This window comes from Actinomadura rugatobispora, assembly GCF_055379765.1.
Window position 1 is genome coordinate 5,559,546 of record NZ_AP029191.1, and the last position, 14,727, is coordinate 5,574,272.

16 protein-coding genes are annotated in these 14,727 nt (G+C 71.0%); 11 read left to right on the forward strand and 5 right to left on the reverse strand.

Features of this window, described 5'->3' with window-relative positions; all coding sequences use genetic code 11:
* Positions 1–70: 70 nt before the first annotated feature.
* Genes pstC through pstB form a run of 3 tightly spaced genes read left to right on the forward strand, consistent with a single transcriptional unit; the run spans position 71 to position 2,761 of the window.
* The gene (gene pstC / locus ACZ466_RS24765; RefSeq protein WP_378281655.1) at positions 71–1,051 is read left to right on the forward strand and encodes a phosphate ABC transporter permease subunit PstC; all 981 of its coding nucleotides are present in this window, start codon (positions 71–73) and stop codon (positions 1,049–1,051) included.
* Positions 1,048–1,956: a phosphate ABC transporter permease PstA gene (gene pstA / locus ACZ466_RS24770; RefSeq protein ID WP_378281654.1), complete on the forward strand. Its 909-nt coding sequence runs from the start codon at positions 1,048–1,050 to the stop codon at positions 1,954–1,956. The genes pstC and pstA overlap by 4 nt, the downstream gene beginning before the upstream one ends.
* A gap of 28 nt (positions 1,957–1,984) precedes the next feature.
* On the forward strand, positions 1,985–2,761 hold the full coding sequence (gene pstB / locus ACZ466_RS24775; RefSeq protein WP_378281653.1) for a phosphate ABC transporter ATP-binding protein PstB: 777 nt from the start codon (positions 1,985–1,987) through the stop codon (positions 2,759–2,761).
* A gap of 288 nt (positions 2,762–3,049) precedes the next feature.
* Here the strand turns inward: pstB and ACZ466_RS24780 are convergent, their stop codons facing one another.
* The 4 genes from ACZ466_RS24780 to ACZ466_RS24795 all read right to left on the reverse strand — a co-directional run bounded on the left by ACZ466_RS24780 (position 3,050) and on the right by ACZ466_RS24795 (position 5,710).
* Positions 3,050–3,844: a phosphotransferase gene (locus ACZ466_RS24780; RefSeq protein WP_464043956.1), complete on the reverse strand. Its 795-nt coding sequence runs from the start codon at positions 3,842–3,844 to the stop codon at positions 3,050–3,052.
* A gap of 12 nt (positions 3,845–3,856) precedes the next feature.
* Positions 3,857–4,345, reverse strand: coding sequence for a glycine-rich domain-containing protein (locus ACZ466_RS24785; RefSeq protein ID WP_464043957.1), 489 nt, complete (start codon positions 4,343–4,345; stop codon positions 3,857–3,859).
* A 366-nt stretch (positions 4,346–4,711) separates the two neighbouring features.
* Positions 4,712–5,026: a hypothetical protein gene (locus ACZ466_RS24790; RefSeq protein ID WP_378281651.1), complete on the reverse strand. Its 315-nt coding sequence runs from the start codon at positions 5,024–5,026 to the stop codon at positions 4,712–4,714.
* Between the two features lie 381 nt (positions 5,027–5,407).
* Complete coding sequence (locus ACZ466_RS24795; protein WP_378281650.1) at positions 5,408–5,710, reverse strand: hypothetical protein; 303 nt, start codon at positions 5,708–5,710, stop codon at positions 5,408–5,410.
* A 234-nt stretch (positions 5,711–5,944) separates the two neighbouring features.
* On the opposite strand from ACZ466_RS24795, the gene ACZ466_RS24800 reads away from it, so the two are divergent.
* Both ACZ466_RS24800 and ACZ466_RS24805 read left to right on the forward strand, forming a co-directional pair.
* Positions 5,945–7,258 carry an ATP-binding protein gene (locus ACZ466_RS24800; protein ID WP_378281649.1) on the forward strand — a complete coding sequence of 438 codons (1,314 nt, stop codon included), beginning with the start codon at positions 5,945–5,947 and terminating at the stop codon, positions 7,256–7,258.
* Complete coding sequence (locus tag ACZ466_RS24805; RefSeq protein WP_378281648.1) at positions 7,255–7,899, forward strand: 2'-5' RNA ligase family protein; 645 nt, start codon at positions 7,255–7,257, stop codon at positions 7,897–7,899. The genes ACZ466_RS24800 and ACZ466_RS24805 overlap by 4 nt, the downstream gene beginning before the upstream one ends.
* Before the next feature lie 291 nt (positions 7,900–8,190).
* Here ACZ466_RS24805 and ACZ466_RS24810 read toward each other — a convergent pair whose 3' ends face one another.
* Positions 8,191–8,907 carry a winged helix-turn-helix transcriptional regulator gene (locus ACZ466_RS24810; protein ID WP_378281647.1) on the reverse strand — a complete coding sequence of 239 codons (717 nt, stop codon included), beginning with the start codon at positions 8,905–8,907 and terminating at the stop codon, positions 8,191–8,193.
* A 219-nt stretch (positions 8,908–9,126) separates the two neighbouring features.
* Here ACZ466_RS24810 and ACZ466_RS24815 point away from each other — a divergent pair, with 219 nt between their 5' ends.
* The 6 genes from ACZ466_RS24815 (at position 9,127) to ACZ466_RS24840 (ending at position 14,183) form a co-directional block, all read left to right on the forward strand.
* Positions 9,127–9,387, forward strand: coding sequence for a MoaD/ThiS family protein (locus tag ACZ466_RS24815; RefSeq protein WP_378281646.1), 261 nt, complete (start codon positions 9,127–9,129; stop codon positions 9,385–9,387).
* A gap of 108 nt (positions 9,388–9,495) precedes the next feature.
* Entirely contained in the window at positions 9,496–10,194 is a 699-nt protein-coding gene (locus ACZ466_RS24820) for an LmeA family phospholipid-binding protein (RefSeq protein ID WP_378281645.1), read from the forward strand.
* A gap of 120 nt (positions 10,195–10,314) precedes the next feature.
* Positions 10,315–10,869, forward strand: a complete 555-nt coding sequence (locus ACZ466_RS24825) for an RNA polymerase sigma factor (protein WP_378281644.1) — start codon at positions 10,315–10,317, stop codon at positions 10,867–10,869.
* Entirely contained in the window at positions 10,866–11,729 is an 864-nt protein-coding gene (locus ACZ466_RS24830) for a zf-HC2 domain-containing protein (RefSeq protein WP_378281643.1), read from the forward strand. The genes ACZ466_RS24825 and ACZ466_RS24830 overlap by 4 nt, the downstream gene beginning before the upstream one ends.
* A complete protein-coding gene (locus tag ACZ466_RS24835) occupies positions 11,726–12,607 on the forward strand; it encodes an ABC transporter ATP-binding protein (protein ID WP_378281642.1) in 882 nt (293 codons plus the stop codon). The genes ACZ466_RS24830 and ACZ466_RS24835 overlap by 4 nt, the downstream gene beginning before the upstream one ends.
* Before the next feature lie 73 nt (positions 12,608–12,680).
* Positions 12,681–14,183: a hypothetical protein gene (locus tag ACZ466_RS24840; RefSeq protein ID WP_378281641.1), complete on the forward strand. Its 1,503-nt coding sequence runs from the start codon at positions 12,681–12,683 to the stop codon at positions 14,181–14,183.
* The last annotated feature ends 544 nt before the right edge of the window (positions 14,184–14,727 follow it).

The following is a 14,727-nucleotide window of genomic DNA, read 5'->3' on the forward strand; positions in this document are numbered from 1 at the left end:
CACCGAAGGCATCGGTGGCGGGGCCGACGTGGATTCCGCCGAAGCCGCAGCGATTCGAGGAGGCTCTCCCGTGACCACCGAGACCGGCGTCGAGACGGGCGCCGGCGCCAAACATCGCGCCACCGGCCGGCGCATGAGCACCGGCCGGGCCGGCGACAAGATCTTCGTCTCCGCCGCGCGCGGCTCCGGGATCATCGTCCTGGTGATCATGGCGGCGATCGCGGTGTTCCTCATCTGGAAGGCGATCCCGGCGCTGCGCGACAACGAGGCCAGCTTCCTGACCTCCGAGGCCTGGGACCCCAACGCCCAGCCGCCCCGGTTCGGGATCGCCCAGCTGGCGTTCGGGACCGTGGCCTCCTCGCTGCTGGCCATGCTGATCGCCACCCCCGTCGCGATCGGGATCGCGCTGTTCATCTCCTTCTACTCGCCGCGCCGCCTCGCCGCCGGGCTCGGCTACCTGGTCGACCTGCTGGCCGCCGTGCCCAGCATCGTGTACGGCCTGTGGGGCCTGATCTTCCTCTCCCAGCACATGGAGTCGGTCAGCTCCTTCCTCAACACCGTGCTCGGCTGGATCCCGCTGTTCGGCGGTGAGAGCCCCGGCAAGAACTCGATCTTCACCGCCGGCGTGGTGCTGGCGATCATGATCCTGCCGATCATCTCGTCCATCTCCCGCGAGGTGTTCCTCCAGGTCCCGCAGGCGCACATCGAGGCGTCCCTGGCCCTCGGCGCCACCCGCTGGGAGATGATCCGGATGTCGGTGCTGCCCTACGGCCGCTCCGGCATGATCGGCGCCTCCATGCTCGGCCTCGGCCGCGCCATGGGCGAGACCATCGCGGTCGCCATGGTGCTGACCTTCGTCCCCGGGATCAACTGGCACATCCTCGAGGACGGCGGCGCCACGTTCGCCGCCAACATCGCCAACAGCTTCGCCGAGGCGTCCCGCACCGGCCAGGGCGCGCTCATCGCCTCCGGCCTCGTCCTGTTCGTGATCACCCTGCTCGTCAACATGGCCGCGCGCGCCGTCGTCGCCCGCCGCAAGGAGTTCGTGTGACCGCCGTGTCGAAGGCCCCGTACAAGAAGGGCTCGCAGCTGACCTCGGTCTCCACCGGCCGCAAGGTCAAGGACCGGCTCGTGCAGGTCCTCGTGTACGGCGCGTTCGCGCTGGCCGTCATCCCGCTGCTGTCGGTGCTGTGGACCGTCATCAGCAACGGCCTCGCTCGCCTGGACGGCACGTTCTTCTCGTTCTCCATGAACGGGCTCAGCGGCCGCGACGCCGGCGGCGGCGCCTACCACGCGATCATCGGCACCCTCGAACAGGTCGCCATCACCAGCGTGATCGCCGTCCCGATCGCCGTGCTCACCGCCATCTACCTGGTCGAGTACGGCAACGGCAGCCGGCTGGCCCGCACCATCAGCTTCTTCGTCGACGTCATGACCGGCATCCCGTCCATCGTCGCCGGCCTGTTCGTCCTCGCGCTCTGGCTGCTCACCTTCGGGTTCGAGTTCTCCGGCTTCGCCGGCGCCCTCGCCCTGACCATCCTGATGATCCCCACGGTGGTCCGGGCCACCGAGGAGATGCTCAAGCTGGTGCCGAACGACCTGCGCGAGGCGTCCTACGCGCTGGGCGTCCCCCGCTGGCGGACGGTCTGCTTCGTGGTGCTGCCCACCGCGCTGACCGGCATCATCACCGGCGTCATGCTCGCCGTCGCCCGCGTCATGGGCGAGACCGCGCCGCTGCTGCTGACGATCTTCTTCACCAAGGCGATCAACACCAACCCGTTCGAGGGGCCGCAGGGCTCGCTGCCGACGTTCATCTGGGAGCAGGCCGCCGACCCCAACCAGAACTCCATCGACCGGGCCTGGGCCGGCGCCCTGGTGCTGATCCTGATCATCATGCTGCTGAACCTGGGCGCCCGCCTGATCGCCCGCCTGTACCGCCCCGCCGGCGGCCGCTGACCGACCCTCGACAAGGAGCATTCACCCCATGGCCAAGCGGATCGAAGTCTCCGGACTGCACGCCTACTACGGCGGCGTCCACGCCATCGAGGACATCTCGATGACGATCGAGCCGCGGTCGGTGACGGCGTTCATCGGCCCCTCCGGCTGCGGCAAGTCCACGTTCCTGCGCACCCTGAACCGGATGCACGAGGTCATCCCCGGCGCCCGCGTCGAGGGCAAGGTCATGCTGGACGACGAGGACCTCTACGCCCAGTCCGTCGACCCGGTCGCCGTGCGCCGCGTCGTCGGCATGGTCTTCCAGCGGCCCAACCCGTTCCCCACGATGTCCATCTACGACAACGTGGCCGCGGGCCTGAAGCTGAACGGCGTCCGCAAGAAGTCCCGCCTGGACGAGATCGTCGAGGAGTCCCTCCAGGGCGCCAACCTCTGGAACGAGGTCAAGGACCGCCTCTCCAAGCCCGGGGCCGGCCTGTCCGGCGGCCAGCAGCAGCGCCTCTGCATCGCCCGCGCCATCGCCGTCCAGCCCCAGGTCCTCCTGATGGACGAGCCCTGCTCCGCCCTCGACCCCATCTCCACCCTGGCGATCGAAGACCTCATCGCCAAGCTGAAGAGCCAGTACACCATCGTGATCGTCACCCACAACATGCAGCAGGCCGCCCGCGTCAGCGACCGCACCGCCTTCTTCAACATCGCCGGCACCGGCCAGCCCGGCAAGCTGATCGAGATCGACGACACCAGCAACATCTTCACCAACCCCGAACAGAAGGCCACCGAGGACTACATCACCGGCCGCTTCGGCTGAACGATCTGGGGGCTGTGTTCTCTCGGGAGCCAGCCCCCCAGCAAGGCTCCGCCCCGCACCACTCCGCTCGGGCCTCTGGCTGATTCGGTCCTCGCTTCGCTCGGGCTGCCCTCATTGGGGCTCTCGCCCCAAACCCCAAGGCAGGGGGCTCCGCCCCCCACACCCCCCGACCAGCTCCGGACCGACAAGCAACAGGCAATCCTCGATAAGGCTGATGGCCCGCCCCCGCACATCGGGCCTGACCCGCTTATGGAAGCGCTCGGGCTCTTACGCTCCTCTCGTGGCGGATCAGCGTGCGCGATGTCGCGCCCACCGTTCCCTCACGGTGACGTATTCCGGCACTTCGCCGCTTGGGCGTGGGTTGGCTTGGCTGTGCCGCCTCCACCGTTCGGCTGATACCTGTGCGTACAGGTCGATCGCGGCAGGGTCGGCGAGCCTCCAGGCGGGGACCTGGTCGGCCCACGCCTCGGCCTCCGCCGGGCTGTGCCCGGCATGGATCAGCCACGGGATGACCTGGCCGGCCTCGATCCAGGCGGCCCCGCGAGAAGCGAACGCCCAATCGACCACGTAAGGGCGGCCGGACCTGGTGATCAGGAGGTTGCGCGGGTTGAGGTCGGTGTGTAGGAGTGTGTCTCCGGCGAGCGCCGAGACGTCCTCAGCGAGGCCCTCCCAACGCCGCTCGACGCGCATCTCCACCACGTCCGGGCACGCCAGCATGTGCAGCTCCCGGATGAAGGCGGCGAGCGTGTTCAGATCCGGGGAGCCGGGCGCGTAGTTCGCGTGCCGACCGTCGACGTGCTCGAAGCCGAGCACGAGCCACCCCTCGGTCTCCACCGTCCAGTGGAGCCGGGGGGCGAACTCGCGGACGTGCGGATTGATCGCGGCCTCTCTGCGCAACGCACGGGCCTGACGGCCGGAGATCCTCGCGGCCTTGACGAACGCCAGCCCCGCCGCGCCGTTCACCACGGCGGCCAGCTCGGCGTTGGTTCCGGCCGTGACCGGCCGGACCTCCTGGACGAGACCAGTCCGCTCGGCCACGGCGTCCCGGATCTCGTGCGGCAGGATCGCCCACGTGCTGCGCATCGAGGCCTTCCGTCAGTCTCCGATGGTGCTGCATTCGGGCGGGCAGCAGCCCGCCCCGGCACCGGACTCCCAGAACTCCATGTCGAGGCGGTAACCGGTGGCCTTCAGGATCGGCACGGTCCGCTCCAGCGCGGCGCCGGACCGGATGTCCTCGTCCATTACCGGGACATGATGCAGGTAGTCGCCCGCGTGGTGCATGCCGAACTCGGTGTAGGGCTTGGTGCGCTTGAGGAAGGCGTGCCAGCCCTCGTCGACCGGCACCGAGGGGACGATCCTGATCCAGGCGCCGGGGTCTGCCTTCGCGGCCTTGACGAGGTCGGCGTGCGCCTTGAGGAACACCAGCGCCTGCCCCATCAGCCGCTCGGCGTAGACGCGGGTGACGTGGTTGTAGCGGATGATGTCCGCCACGAGAAGGTCGAACACCTCGGGCGGGACGAGGTCACGCGGGTCCTTGACAGCGGCCTGCGCGGCCTGATCGGTGTGGTCGGCTGTGATGGTCATGTTCACCTCCGGCGCGCTTTCGACGAACCTGGCACGGCCCCGGCGCGCGCCATCTACCGGAGCCGCAGTCTGTGGTTGCGGCCGATGTCCCTCCGGGGGGCCAAGGAACACCGGCCGCACTGCCCCGGGCGGTGGCGTTTCCCCGCCACCAACCCGGGTTCTGGGCCGTGCGACCGCCCTGAGTGCGTGGGGGTCTCCCGAAGGGGGCGTGGGAGCTGGGGCAGTCGCACGGCGTTGATGCGGGACGGGCCCGGCTGCCGCGCCGTTGAGGCCAGCCCGCCCCGCCGTCTGGGTAGGTGTGCCATGTGCACTTCGGGGACGCGAGGTGGTCGATCAGCCATCCCGGCCGCGTCTACGGACGGGGCGTCAGCATCGCAGTACGTCAGTAGGCAGGCCGAGCAGGCGCGCGATCCGTTGCGCGGTCCGATCGACATAGATGAGGGTGCCGACGGGCTTGTCCTTGTCAGGACCAGAGGCCCAGATGAACAGCTCGTCGCCGTCCTCCCAGCAGACCCGCCAAGGCCCCCGGCGCCGGCAGTCGACGGCGACGAACTCCGAGGGCTTCCTGACGCGGGCCACGCTTACCTGGGGGAATGCTTGGCGGAGTGCGCCGTGCAGGCTGTCGAGCGGTCCGAACTGCGCGTACCGCGTCAGGACGGACGGTTCGTTGAAGCGAGGCATGCTTCGCGCTCCAGGGATCGTCGAGAGTGTCAGCGACGGCCGCAGAGCGGGCCGCGCCGGACGAAGCCATGGCGGCCATAGGTCTGCGGCCCGGGGCCGCGGCGGGCCGACCAGGTCCGTCGATACCGGTCGCCAGAGGACTCGCAGGGTCGTCGGCTCGGCGGTCGTGGGCGAATCGGGGCGTGGTGAGAACGGCCTGCACCCGACGAGCCAGCTCGGCCGGATCGGGCGCCTCCACCAAGTGGTCACGGCCGAAGCCGTCACGGGTGAGTGCCCACCATTGCCCTGTGGAGCGTCCCCACCAGGCCACAACGCCCGGGAAGCAGCGGCGGAACTCGGCGACGATGCGGGAGACCTCCGCCGGCGGCGGAGCCATCGCGCTCACCGCGCGACCTCGCCCAGCGCACGGCGGGCAAGGTTGCCACGGATGATCAGGGCGGCGTCGACGATGTGGTCGGCCTCGGCGATCGGCTCGCCCCACGACGTCCACAGCCAGAGTCGGCCACCGTCCTCCGGCCGCGGACGGCAGGCGACCGTGTCGGCCGCGTTGGCCGAGCAGCACCCGGCGATCTCCGGGTTGACCACCTTCAAGCCGCGCTCGGTCAGCTCGGTCTTGAGGCCCTGGCCGCCCAGGAACGCGGCGAGCCGGGCGAGCGGCTCGGTGATGGATCTACCATCAGCCATAGGTCGGAGTCTCCTTCCGGCCGAGGCCCCGGGCCACCTGGTGCGGTAACACCAGGCCGGGGCCGCTTTGTCTCTGGCCAGGACGTGCGCCTGCATCGACCCACCGCGCCGACGCACGTTCTGTTGGAGCCAGTGAATCCGTGGCGGATGGCGGAGGACTAGGGGGACCATGGGGAGGAGGGGGAGGCTACGCAGCCTCCCCTTGACGGGTCCCGGCGAGAGGTGAATCGCGACATGTCCGCCGACAAGAAGGTCATCAGGAAGGCCATCGGCGCGCGTCTGCGGCGGCTGCGTGAGGAGCCGCAGAGCCTCACCGGCCGTGCGCGTTACTCGCGTGAGAAGTGGGCCATTCTGCTCCGCAACGCCGCAGGCCAGACCGCCGACGACCTGCCGGGTATCCAGAGCCTTGCGGACATGATCAAGCAGTGGGAGCGGGGCGACTCCGTTCCGGGCCCGATCTACCGGCCGCTGTACGCGAAGGTCACAGGCAAGACCGAGGCAGAATTGTTCTACACCGGCCCCGGCATCATTACTCAGCCCGCCCGAGACGACGCAGCCGAGGAAGCGGTCGAACTTGCCGCGTGGCTGGAGCAGTCCAATGTGGGCGATGGTGTCATCGGTTATCTGGAGACCGCGACCCGTCGGCTGACGTTCGATTATCCCCGTCGGCCGCCGCTGGACGTCCTGGGAGAAGCCCGCGGTCTCCAGGCCCGCGTGACGTACATCCTGCGCAACGGCCGCCAGCGCCTCGGTCAGACGCAGACGCTGCTCACTGTGTCGGCTGAGCTGTTCGCCCTGATCAACCTTCTGGCTGGCGACGTCGGGCGCTACGACCTTGCGGACGCCTACGGGTACGCGGCCTGGACGTGCGCTGACGAGGCCGACTCGGATCCGGTCCGTGCGCTGGTGCTGTGTGCGCAGTCCAAGACCGCTAGATGGGAAGGTCGCTATGGTGAGGCGGCCGAGTTCGCTCGTCGCGGATTCGACCTGGCGCCCATAGGAGCCCGTGGGCGGATCCTGCTGGCAGTCTCGGAGGCGACCGCTCTGCAATCCAGTGGCGATATCGGCTCGGCCTATGAGGCTCTACGGCGGGCCCAGGACGCTCGCGATGACCTGAACAACTTGGACGAAACGGCCGACGCCTGGAGTTGCCCGCGCGCCCGGCAGGAGACCTACGCACTCCAGGTGGGCCTCGGTGCCCGCGACCCCGACGCGATGCTCCACTCCGTTCAGGCCGCCGATGACGCATGGGCTGAAGGCGACCCCCGTGTGTACGGAACCTGGGCCCAGGTTCGCATTGGCGCCGCGCTGGCCTACGTCATGAAGGGTGAGCCGGAAGGCGCGGCCAAGGAACTGGCCCCGGTGTTTGACCTCGGCCGGGAGTTCCGTGTCGTCACCATCACCGGCCGCATGACCGAGGTTGCCCAGCGACTCGGTCACAACCGTTACAAGGGCGACCCTCGGGCCAGCTCCTTGCAAGAACGCATCCGCGCCTTCCAAACCGGTTCGCTTGAGCACACGGCCCTCACCACCCCGGAGGTCCCATGAGTCCATATCCGACCCGCATGTCCGACCACTGGTGGTGGCGTCCCGGCGTCCGGCCGGGTCGGCGCCTGCTGGTATGGCACATCCTGCTGCACGACCAGCCCGAGCCCCGCGAACTCGTACGCCAGTACCAGGACAAGCTCGCCGGACTGGACGGCCTGGACTTGATCCCGGAGGAGTGGCTGCACATGACCACGCAGATCATCGGGTTCGCCGACGAGATCAGCGTGGCCGAGGTCGACGCGATGCTCGAAGGGGCCGCGGAACGGCTTGGCGCCCTGGCCCCGATCGAGGTGGAGCTGGGCAAGCTGTGGTTCCACAGCGAGGCGATCATGCTCGGCATCCGGCCACCGCAGGCCCTTGACCCGGTGCGTGAGGCGGTCCGGGGTGCCGCAGCCGCATCGGTGCGCGTGCACCAGCTCGCCGACGAGCCCGACTGGACCCCGCACGTCTCCGTCGCCTACAGCCACGGAGACGGCCCGGCGAAACCCGTCATCGACGCGCTCGCGCTCCAACCCCAGGGCCGCCCCCTGCGGGTCGGTGAAGTTCATCTCGTCGAGCAGGTCCGCGACGGACGGCTCTACCGATGGGATCTCCGAGCAGCCGTTCCGCTGGGCAAGCGGGAGAACCCGGGCGGTCAGTGACCGAACGGTAAAGGGTCGTGAGCCGGTCGGTCCCGGTGTGGGTGGCCTTCAAGTGCTGAGGGCTTGTCTTCGGCTGGTCGTCCCGGGTTTCGGGGGTGTGGGGGGCGGAGCCCCCTGCCTTGGGTCTGGGGCGGGAGCCCCAGAGGGCGCAGCCCGAGCGAAGCGAGGACCGACTTTACCCAGGGACCCGAGCGTGGCGAGATGGCGAGGAACCGATTCACCCAGAGAAGGAGCGTGAACGATTCACCCGGAGACTCCTGTTAGAGCCCCGGCTGCGTCCAGGAGTGGGGCCTAGGACGGGACGGCGGCGGCCTCTTCTTGTTCGCCTGGGCGGTGGTCCGGGACGAAGCGGTAGCCGACGTTGCGGACGGTGCCGATGAGGGACTCGTACTCGGCGCCGAGTTTGGCCCGCAGGCGCCGGACGTGGACGTCGACCGTCCGGGTGCCGCCGAAGTAGTCGTAGCCCCAGACCTCCTGGAGCAGCTGGGCGCGGGTGAAGACGCGGCCGGGGTGCTGGGCCAGGTACTTGAGGAGCTCGAACTCCTTGAAGGTGAGGTCGAGGACGCGACCGCGCAGGCGGGCCGTGTAGGTGGCCTCGTCGATGGTGAGCTCGCCGCTGCGGATCTCGCCGGGGACCTCGTCGGCCTCGGCGACGGCGGCGGCGCGGCCGACGGCCAGGCGGAGGCGGGCCTCGACCTCGGCGGGGCCCGCGGTCTGGAGCAGCACGTCGTCCAGGCCCCATTCGGGGCTGAGGGCGGCGAGGCCGCCCTCAGTGACGATGCCGAGCAGCGGGCAGTCCAGGCCGGTGGTGCGCAGCAGCCGGCACAGGCTCTTGGCCTGGACCAGGTCGCGGCGGGCGTCGACGAGGACGACGTCGGCCGGTGGCGCGTCGATCAGCGCGGACGCCTCGGCGGGCGCGACGCGGACCGAGTGCAGCAGGAGGCCCAGCGCGGGCAGGACCTCATCGGAAGGTTCCAAAGCGTTGGTCAGCAGGAGCAAGCTGCTCAAGTGCCGCCTCCTCGCCAAAAAGACGTAAGGACCCAGGCGGTCCATCCTCGAGCCCGGCCAGGCGTACGGCTCGCGACGTGGTGCCATGCTGGGTCATCGGATGAACTCCACGGCCCCATCGCCCGGATCCCTCTTCGCAGAGCATATCCGAGGCGCGGATCGGGGCAATGGGGGTATGCGCCCGCTGCCGCCGGGTCAGGCAGATGAGACTCTGGGGTTATGGCTCAGGGAACGATCAGATACTGGGCGGCCGCGAAGGCCGCGGCGGGGGTTCACGAGGAGCCGTACGACGCCGTGACCCTGGCCGACGCGCTGGCCCGGGCGGCCCGTGTGGACGGGCGGGACGCCGATTTCGGGCGGGTGATCGGCCGTAGCTCGTTCCTGGTCGACGGCGTCCCGGTCGGGAAGCGGCCACACGAGGCCATCGAGTTGCCGGAGGGCGGTGTGGTGGAGGTGCTGCCGCCGTTCGCGGGTGGCTGATATCACATCTTTTCCGACATTTTTCCTGCCTATCTGGTTCTGTGGAGCGACTCGGCGGCCCCTCCGCTCGGACTAGGGTGTGGCCGTCCCGACGCCCGGAGGAGAGTCATGCGGAAAGTGCTGGTGGTCTTGCTGATCCTCGTGGTCGGGGGTGTCATCGCCGCGGACCGGCTCGGCGTCCGGTTCGCCCAGAACGAGATCGGCCGGCAGGTGGCGGCGCAGTACGACCTGCGGCAGCAGCCCGACGTGAAGATCCACGGCTTTCCCTTCCTCACCCAGGCGATCGGCGGCGAGTACGAGCGGATCGACGTGTCCATCGGCGACTGGAGCCAGTCGGGCATCACCGTCAAGGACGTCAAGGTCGAGATGCGCGGGGTGGGCGCTCCGCTGAGCGACGTCATGGCGGGCAACTCCAACAACGTGACGGTCCGCACCGCGACCGCCTCCGCCGTGGTGCCGTACGAGGTGCTCCAGCAGCGCGCCCCCAAGGAGGTCCGCAAGATCGGGCCCAAGGGCGACGACCTGCAGGTGGACATGGCCGGGGCGATCATGGGCTTCCCGGTGACGGGCAGCGCGGTCGTGTCGGTGAAGGCGACCCGCGGCGGCATCGTGATCACCCCGGTGTCGGCGGGCTCGGGTGCCGGGCAGATCCCGCTCCCGCTGCTCCGTGACCGCCTGGCCTGGACGGTTCCCATCACCAACCTGCCGGTGGGCTCCCGGATCAGCCAGATCCAGCCGACCCCCGAGGGGCTCCGCGTTAGCGCGACCGCCGACAACCTGAAGATGAGCAACCTGCGCGGCGTCTGACCCTCCGCCCTCCTTCTCCCACCTCCGCCTCCCGCCGGGCGCCGGAGCGTCCAGGCATGCCGCTTCCTCACCGCCGCACCTTCCGTGAACCGAAACGGGGGTCCGTTCCGATGAGGGGGTGTGAGCGAGGTGAACGGGCCGGGCGGCCGCGACGACGGCGAGCTGGTGAGAGCCGCCGCCGACGGTGACCGGCACGCCTTCGAGGAGCTGTACCGCCGGTACGCGCCCTTCCTGACGGCGCGGCTGCGCGGGCGGTGCGCCGATCACGCGGTCGTCGACGACATCGTCCAGGAGACCTTCCTGGCCGTGTGGCGCGGCACCGCCTCCTACCGGCACGACGGCGACGTCGCGGGCTGGCTGTGGCGGATCGGCTCGCGGCGCCTGATCGACGCGCTGCGCGGCGACGGGGCGCGCGGGCGCCTGCGCCAGGCGCTGGCACGGATGCGGCACCGGGACGAGCGGTCCGCCGAGGAGCACGTGCTGGCGCGCGTCGAGCACGGCGATCTGGCCGGTTCGCTGGAACGGCTGTCGCCCGAGCTGCGCGCCGTCCTGCAGGCGACCGTGATCGACGGGCTGACCACCAGAGAGGCCGCCGCCCTGCTCGGCGTGCCGCCCGGCACCGTCAAGACGCGGGCGATGCGCGCCCGCCGGCAACTGCGGCAGGAGCTGACATGACCGCACCGACACCGTGGCATGTGCCCGAGGAGGATCTGCGGGCGTACGCGGCCGGGACGCTGGAGCCGCCCCGGCTGTGGTCGGCGGACCGGCACCTGATGGCCTGCGGCGACTGCCGCGCGCAGCTGGGGGCCGCGTTCGACCCGGCGGCGCTCGACACGGGCTGGGCCCGGCTCCAGGACGAGATGGACGTCCCGCGTCCCGGCCCCGTGGAATCGCTGCTGCTCAAGGTCGGGGTGCCCGACCACACGGCGCGGTTGCTGGCGGCGACACCGGTGCTGCGCCGGTCCTGGCTGCTGGCGATGGTCACCGTGCTGGTGCTGTCGGCGCTGGTGGGGCGGACGGCGACGCCGCTGCTGCTGCTGGCGACGGCGCCGCTGCTGCCGCTGGCCGGGGTGGCGCTGTCGTTCGGGCCCGGGCTCGACCCGACGCACGAGATGGCGGTGGTGGCGCCGCTGCACACCTTCCGGCTGCTGATGGTGCGGACGGTGGCGGTGCTGGCGACCACGATCCCGGTGTCGCTGGCGGCGAGCCTGGCGGTGCCGTCGTTCGCGGTGGTCACGGCGGGCTGGCTGCTGCCCGCGCTGGCGCTGACGACGTTCGGGCTGGCGCTGATGCCATGGCTCGGGCCGATCGTCGCGCCCGGCGTGGTCGGGGGCGGCTGGGCGGCGGCGCTGGTGGCCGACCGGCTGCTCGTGGGGGGAGCGCTGTTCCCGTTCACCCCCGCCGGGCGGGTGGTCGCGGCGGTGGCGGTCGTGGCGGCGGCGTCGCTGCTGCTGGCGGTACGCGACCGGTTCGACCACGGCCGGCACCTCGCTCCGAACCCGTCCTTCCGATTCGCGGCCAGGAGGCTGTCGTGACCAGTCCAGATCCGTCGTCCGGTACCGGATCCGCCGTGGAGGCGGCCGGGCTGACCCTCTCCTATCGCGGCACGCGCGCGGTCGACGACGTGTCCCTCGACCTCGGCCGCGGCGTGATCGGGCTGCTCGGGCCGAACGGGGCCGGGAAGACCACGCTGCTGCGGATCCTCGCCACGGCGACACCGCCCGACAAGGGGTCGATGCGGGTGCTGGGGCATGACCCGCGCAGCGTGCGGGGGCGTACCGAGGCCCGGCGGGTGCTGGGCTACCTCCCGCAGAACCCCGGGTTCCACCCCGGTTTCACGGCGTTCGAGTTCGTCGACTACGTGGCGATCCTCAAGGAGATGACCGACCGGCGGGCCCGGCACGCCGAGGTGCGGCGCGTCCTGGACGGCGTCGGCCTGGCCGAGCTGCGCGGCAAGCGGATCCGGGCGCTGTCGGGCGGGATGCGGCAGCGGGTGGCGCTGGCGGCGGCGCTGGTGGGCGATCCGGGGTTCCTGGTGCTGGACGAGCCGACCGTGGGGCTGGACCCCGAGCAGCGGATGCGGTTCCGGGAACTGATCGCCGAGGCGGGCGCGGGACGGACCGTGCTGCTGTCCACGCACCAGACCGAGGACGTCGCGATGCTCTGCGGCCGGGTGATCGTCATGGACCGGGGCCGGATCCGCTTCGACGGAACCCCGGCCGAGCTGGCCGCCCTGGCCGAAGGCCGGGTGTGGTCGAGCACCGAGCGTTCACCGGGAGCCCTGGCCGGCTGGCGCACCGGAACAGGCGAGTTCCGCAACCTCGGCGACCCTCCAGCCCACGCGGCCCTGCTCACCCCGACCCTGGAGGACGGCTACCTCCTGGCCCTGGACGGACAGCCGGTCGCACCATGAACGACGCCTTGGAAGCCCCAGCACCGCACGCCCTCGCAAGGGCGCACGCGGAGCCGTCCCCCAAGGAGGACGCATGACAGTCCTGGAAAGGCCCGTGGAGACAGTGCCGGAGGTATCGCCCGTGCGGGCGACGCTGGCGCTCGCGCGGGTCGAGGCGCGGCTGCTACTGCGCCCGCTGGTGATCCTCGCCGTGCTCGGGCACGTGGTCATGACGCTGTGGCCCGGCGACGGGGAGACCTACCCGGTCCTGCACGAGGTGGACCGGGAGTCGCAGCTCGGACCCCTGCTGATCGGACTCATGGGCCTGCTGACGGTGAACGCGGCCGTCCTGCGCTCCCGCCGGCACGGCACCGAGGCGCACTTCGGCGTGCTGGTGCTGGCGCCCTGGTGGCGGACGGTCGCGCACGCGCTGTCGGTGGTGCCGCTGGCGCTGGTCACCGCGGTGGTCGTGGCCGCGCTGTTCGCCCGTGAGGCGGCGCGGCCGGGCGCGGTGGGGCACGGGTCGTTCGCCGAGCTGGCGACGGGACCCCTGATCGTGCTGTTCCTCGGCGCGGTCGGGGTGATGCTCGGCCGGTTGGCCCGGTCGGCGTTCGCGGGGCCGCTCGCGGTGGTCGTCGTCCTGGCGGCCACGTTCGTGCTGGTGGCCGACGAGGGCGGGCCGCGGTGGCTGGCGCCGCTGGTGGCCGACGAGGGGGAGCGGCCCCTGACCGCCGAGCTGGTGGGCAGACCGGCCGGCTGGCACGCGCTCTACCTGGTGGCCGCCGCGTTCCTCATGGTCATGGTGGCGGTGTGGGCGAGCGGCGGCCGTACGGCGGTGATCCGCGCGGTCGCGGCCGGCGCGCTGGCCGTCACCGTCGCCGCCGCGGTCATGCAGGGCCGCGGTCCGTCCACCGAACTGGCCGCCGCCAGGGAACGAGCCACCCGCGAGCCCGCCGCCGTTCAAGACTGCGTGCGGCACGGCCTCACCACCTACTGCGCCTTCGAGGAGTTCAAGCCCTGGACCGCCGAGTGGCGCAAGGTCGTGGACGGGGTGCGTGCACTGGCCGGACCGGCGGCGACGCGGGAGCTGACCGTGCGCCAGCGGGTGTACGCCGTGAAGGGCCCCTCGGCGATGGGCGAGCTGCCGCCCGCCCCCGACGGCGGCCACGAGGTGACCATCGGCACCGCCTGGGACGGCGAGCGGCGGCTCGAACTGGCCGCCGGCGTCGCCCGAGGCATGGTGGTGCGCTCGGAACGCCTCGGCCGCGTCCACTGCGACGCGCGCGGCGTCCTGATGTTCTGGCTGGCGATCAGAGGAATCCCGGACGGCGAGGCGCAGTACGCGACCGCCCGCAAGAACATGGGCGGTGGCGGCGGCATGATCCTCGCGCCGGTGAACCCGATCACGGTCCGAGACCGCGAGTACGCCGTCGTCCAGGCCCTCCTCAACAGGCCGACCCCCGAGATCGCCAAGCGGATCAACGCATCCTGGGACGAGCTGACCCGTCCAGGCACCTCCACAGACCGCGCGGCCTCGCTGCTGGGCGTGACCGCCCCCGTAGAGACCGCCGACGACCGCCTGTGGGCCTGCTCATGACGTCGAACACCACACCGGCGACCTCGATCAGAGTGCGGTTTCGCGAGTACACGCTCGCCCGCGCCCTGCCGACCAGGCCGTCCGCTGAGCCCGCCTGGCGGGTCGGGGCATTTTGGGACGGCTTAGCCCGTCCGGAGACCCTTATGGATCACGCGGCCTGGCTGCTGGGCGTGACCGCCCCGGCCGAGGCCGCCGACGACCGCCGGTGGGCCTGCTCATAACGTCGAACGCCACGTCGATCACGGCGTCCGACACCACGCCGGACGCCACACCGGCGACCTCGATCAGAGTGCGGTTTCGCGAGTACACGGTCGTCCGCGCCCTGCTGACCAGGCCGTCCGCTGAGCCCGCCTGGCGGGTCGAGGCGTTCTCTGGGACGGGCTGGTCGGTTCGGGGACCTTCACAGACCGCGTGGCCGTGCTGCTGGGTGTGACCGTCCTGGGCGCGATCGCTGACGATCGCATGTGGGTTTGCTCATGACCGCGAGTACTCCGCTGGCCGTGATGACGGACGCGGTGTTGCGCACCATGCGGGGCGTGGCGCC

Coding starts and splice junctions, on each gene's coding strand:
- ACZ466_RS24820 (WP_378281645.1), top strand. CDS start 9,496: ATGCGGAAAGTGCTGGTGGTCTTGCTGATCCTCGTGGTCGGGGGTGTC.
- ACZ466_RS24840 (WP_378281641.1), top strand. CDS start 12,681: ATGACAGTCCTGGAAAGGCCCGTGGAGACAGTGCCGGAGGTATCGCCC.
- pstB (WP_378281653.1), top strand. CDS start 1,985: ATGGCCAAGCGGATCGAAGTCTCCGGACTGCACGCCTACTACGGCGGC.
- ACZ466_RS24785 (WP_464043957.1), bottom strand. CDS start 4,345: ATGACCATCACAGCCGACCACACCGATCAGGCCGCGCAGGCCGCTGTC.
- ACZ466_RS24815 (WP_378281646.1), top strand. CDS start 9,127: ATGGCTCAGGGAACGATCAGATACTGGGCGGCCGCGAAGGCCGCGGCG.
- ACZ466_RS24800 (WP_378281649.1), top strand. CDS start 5,945: ATGTCCGCCGACAAGAAGGTCATCAGGAAGGCCATCGGCGCGCGTCTG.
- ACZ466_RS24805 (WP_378281648.1), top strand. CDS start 7,255: ATGAGTCCATATCCGACCCGCATGTCCGACCACTGGTGGTGGCGTCCC.
- ACZ466_RS24780 (WP_464043956.1), bottom strand. CDS start 3,844: ATGCGCAGCACGTGGGCGATCCTGCCGCACGAGATCCGGGACGCCGTG.
- ACZ466_RS24830 (WP_378281643.1), top strand. CDS start 10,866: ATGACCGCACCGACACCGTGGCATGTGCCCGAGGAGGATCTGCGGGCG.
- ACZ466_RS24790 (WP_378281651.1), bottom strand. CDS start 5,026: ATGCCTCGCTTCAACGAACCGTCCGTCCTGACGCGGTACGCGCAGTTC.
- ACZ466_RS24795 (WP_378281650.1), bottom strand. CDS start 5,710: ATGGCTGATGGTAGATCCATCACCGAGCCGCTCGCCCGGCTCGCCGCG.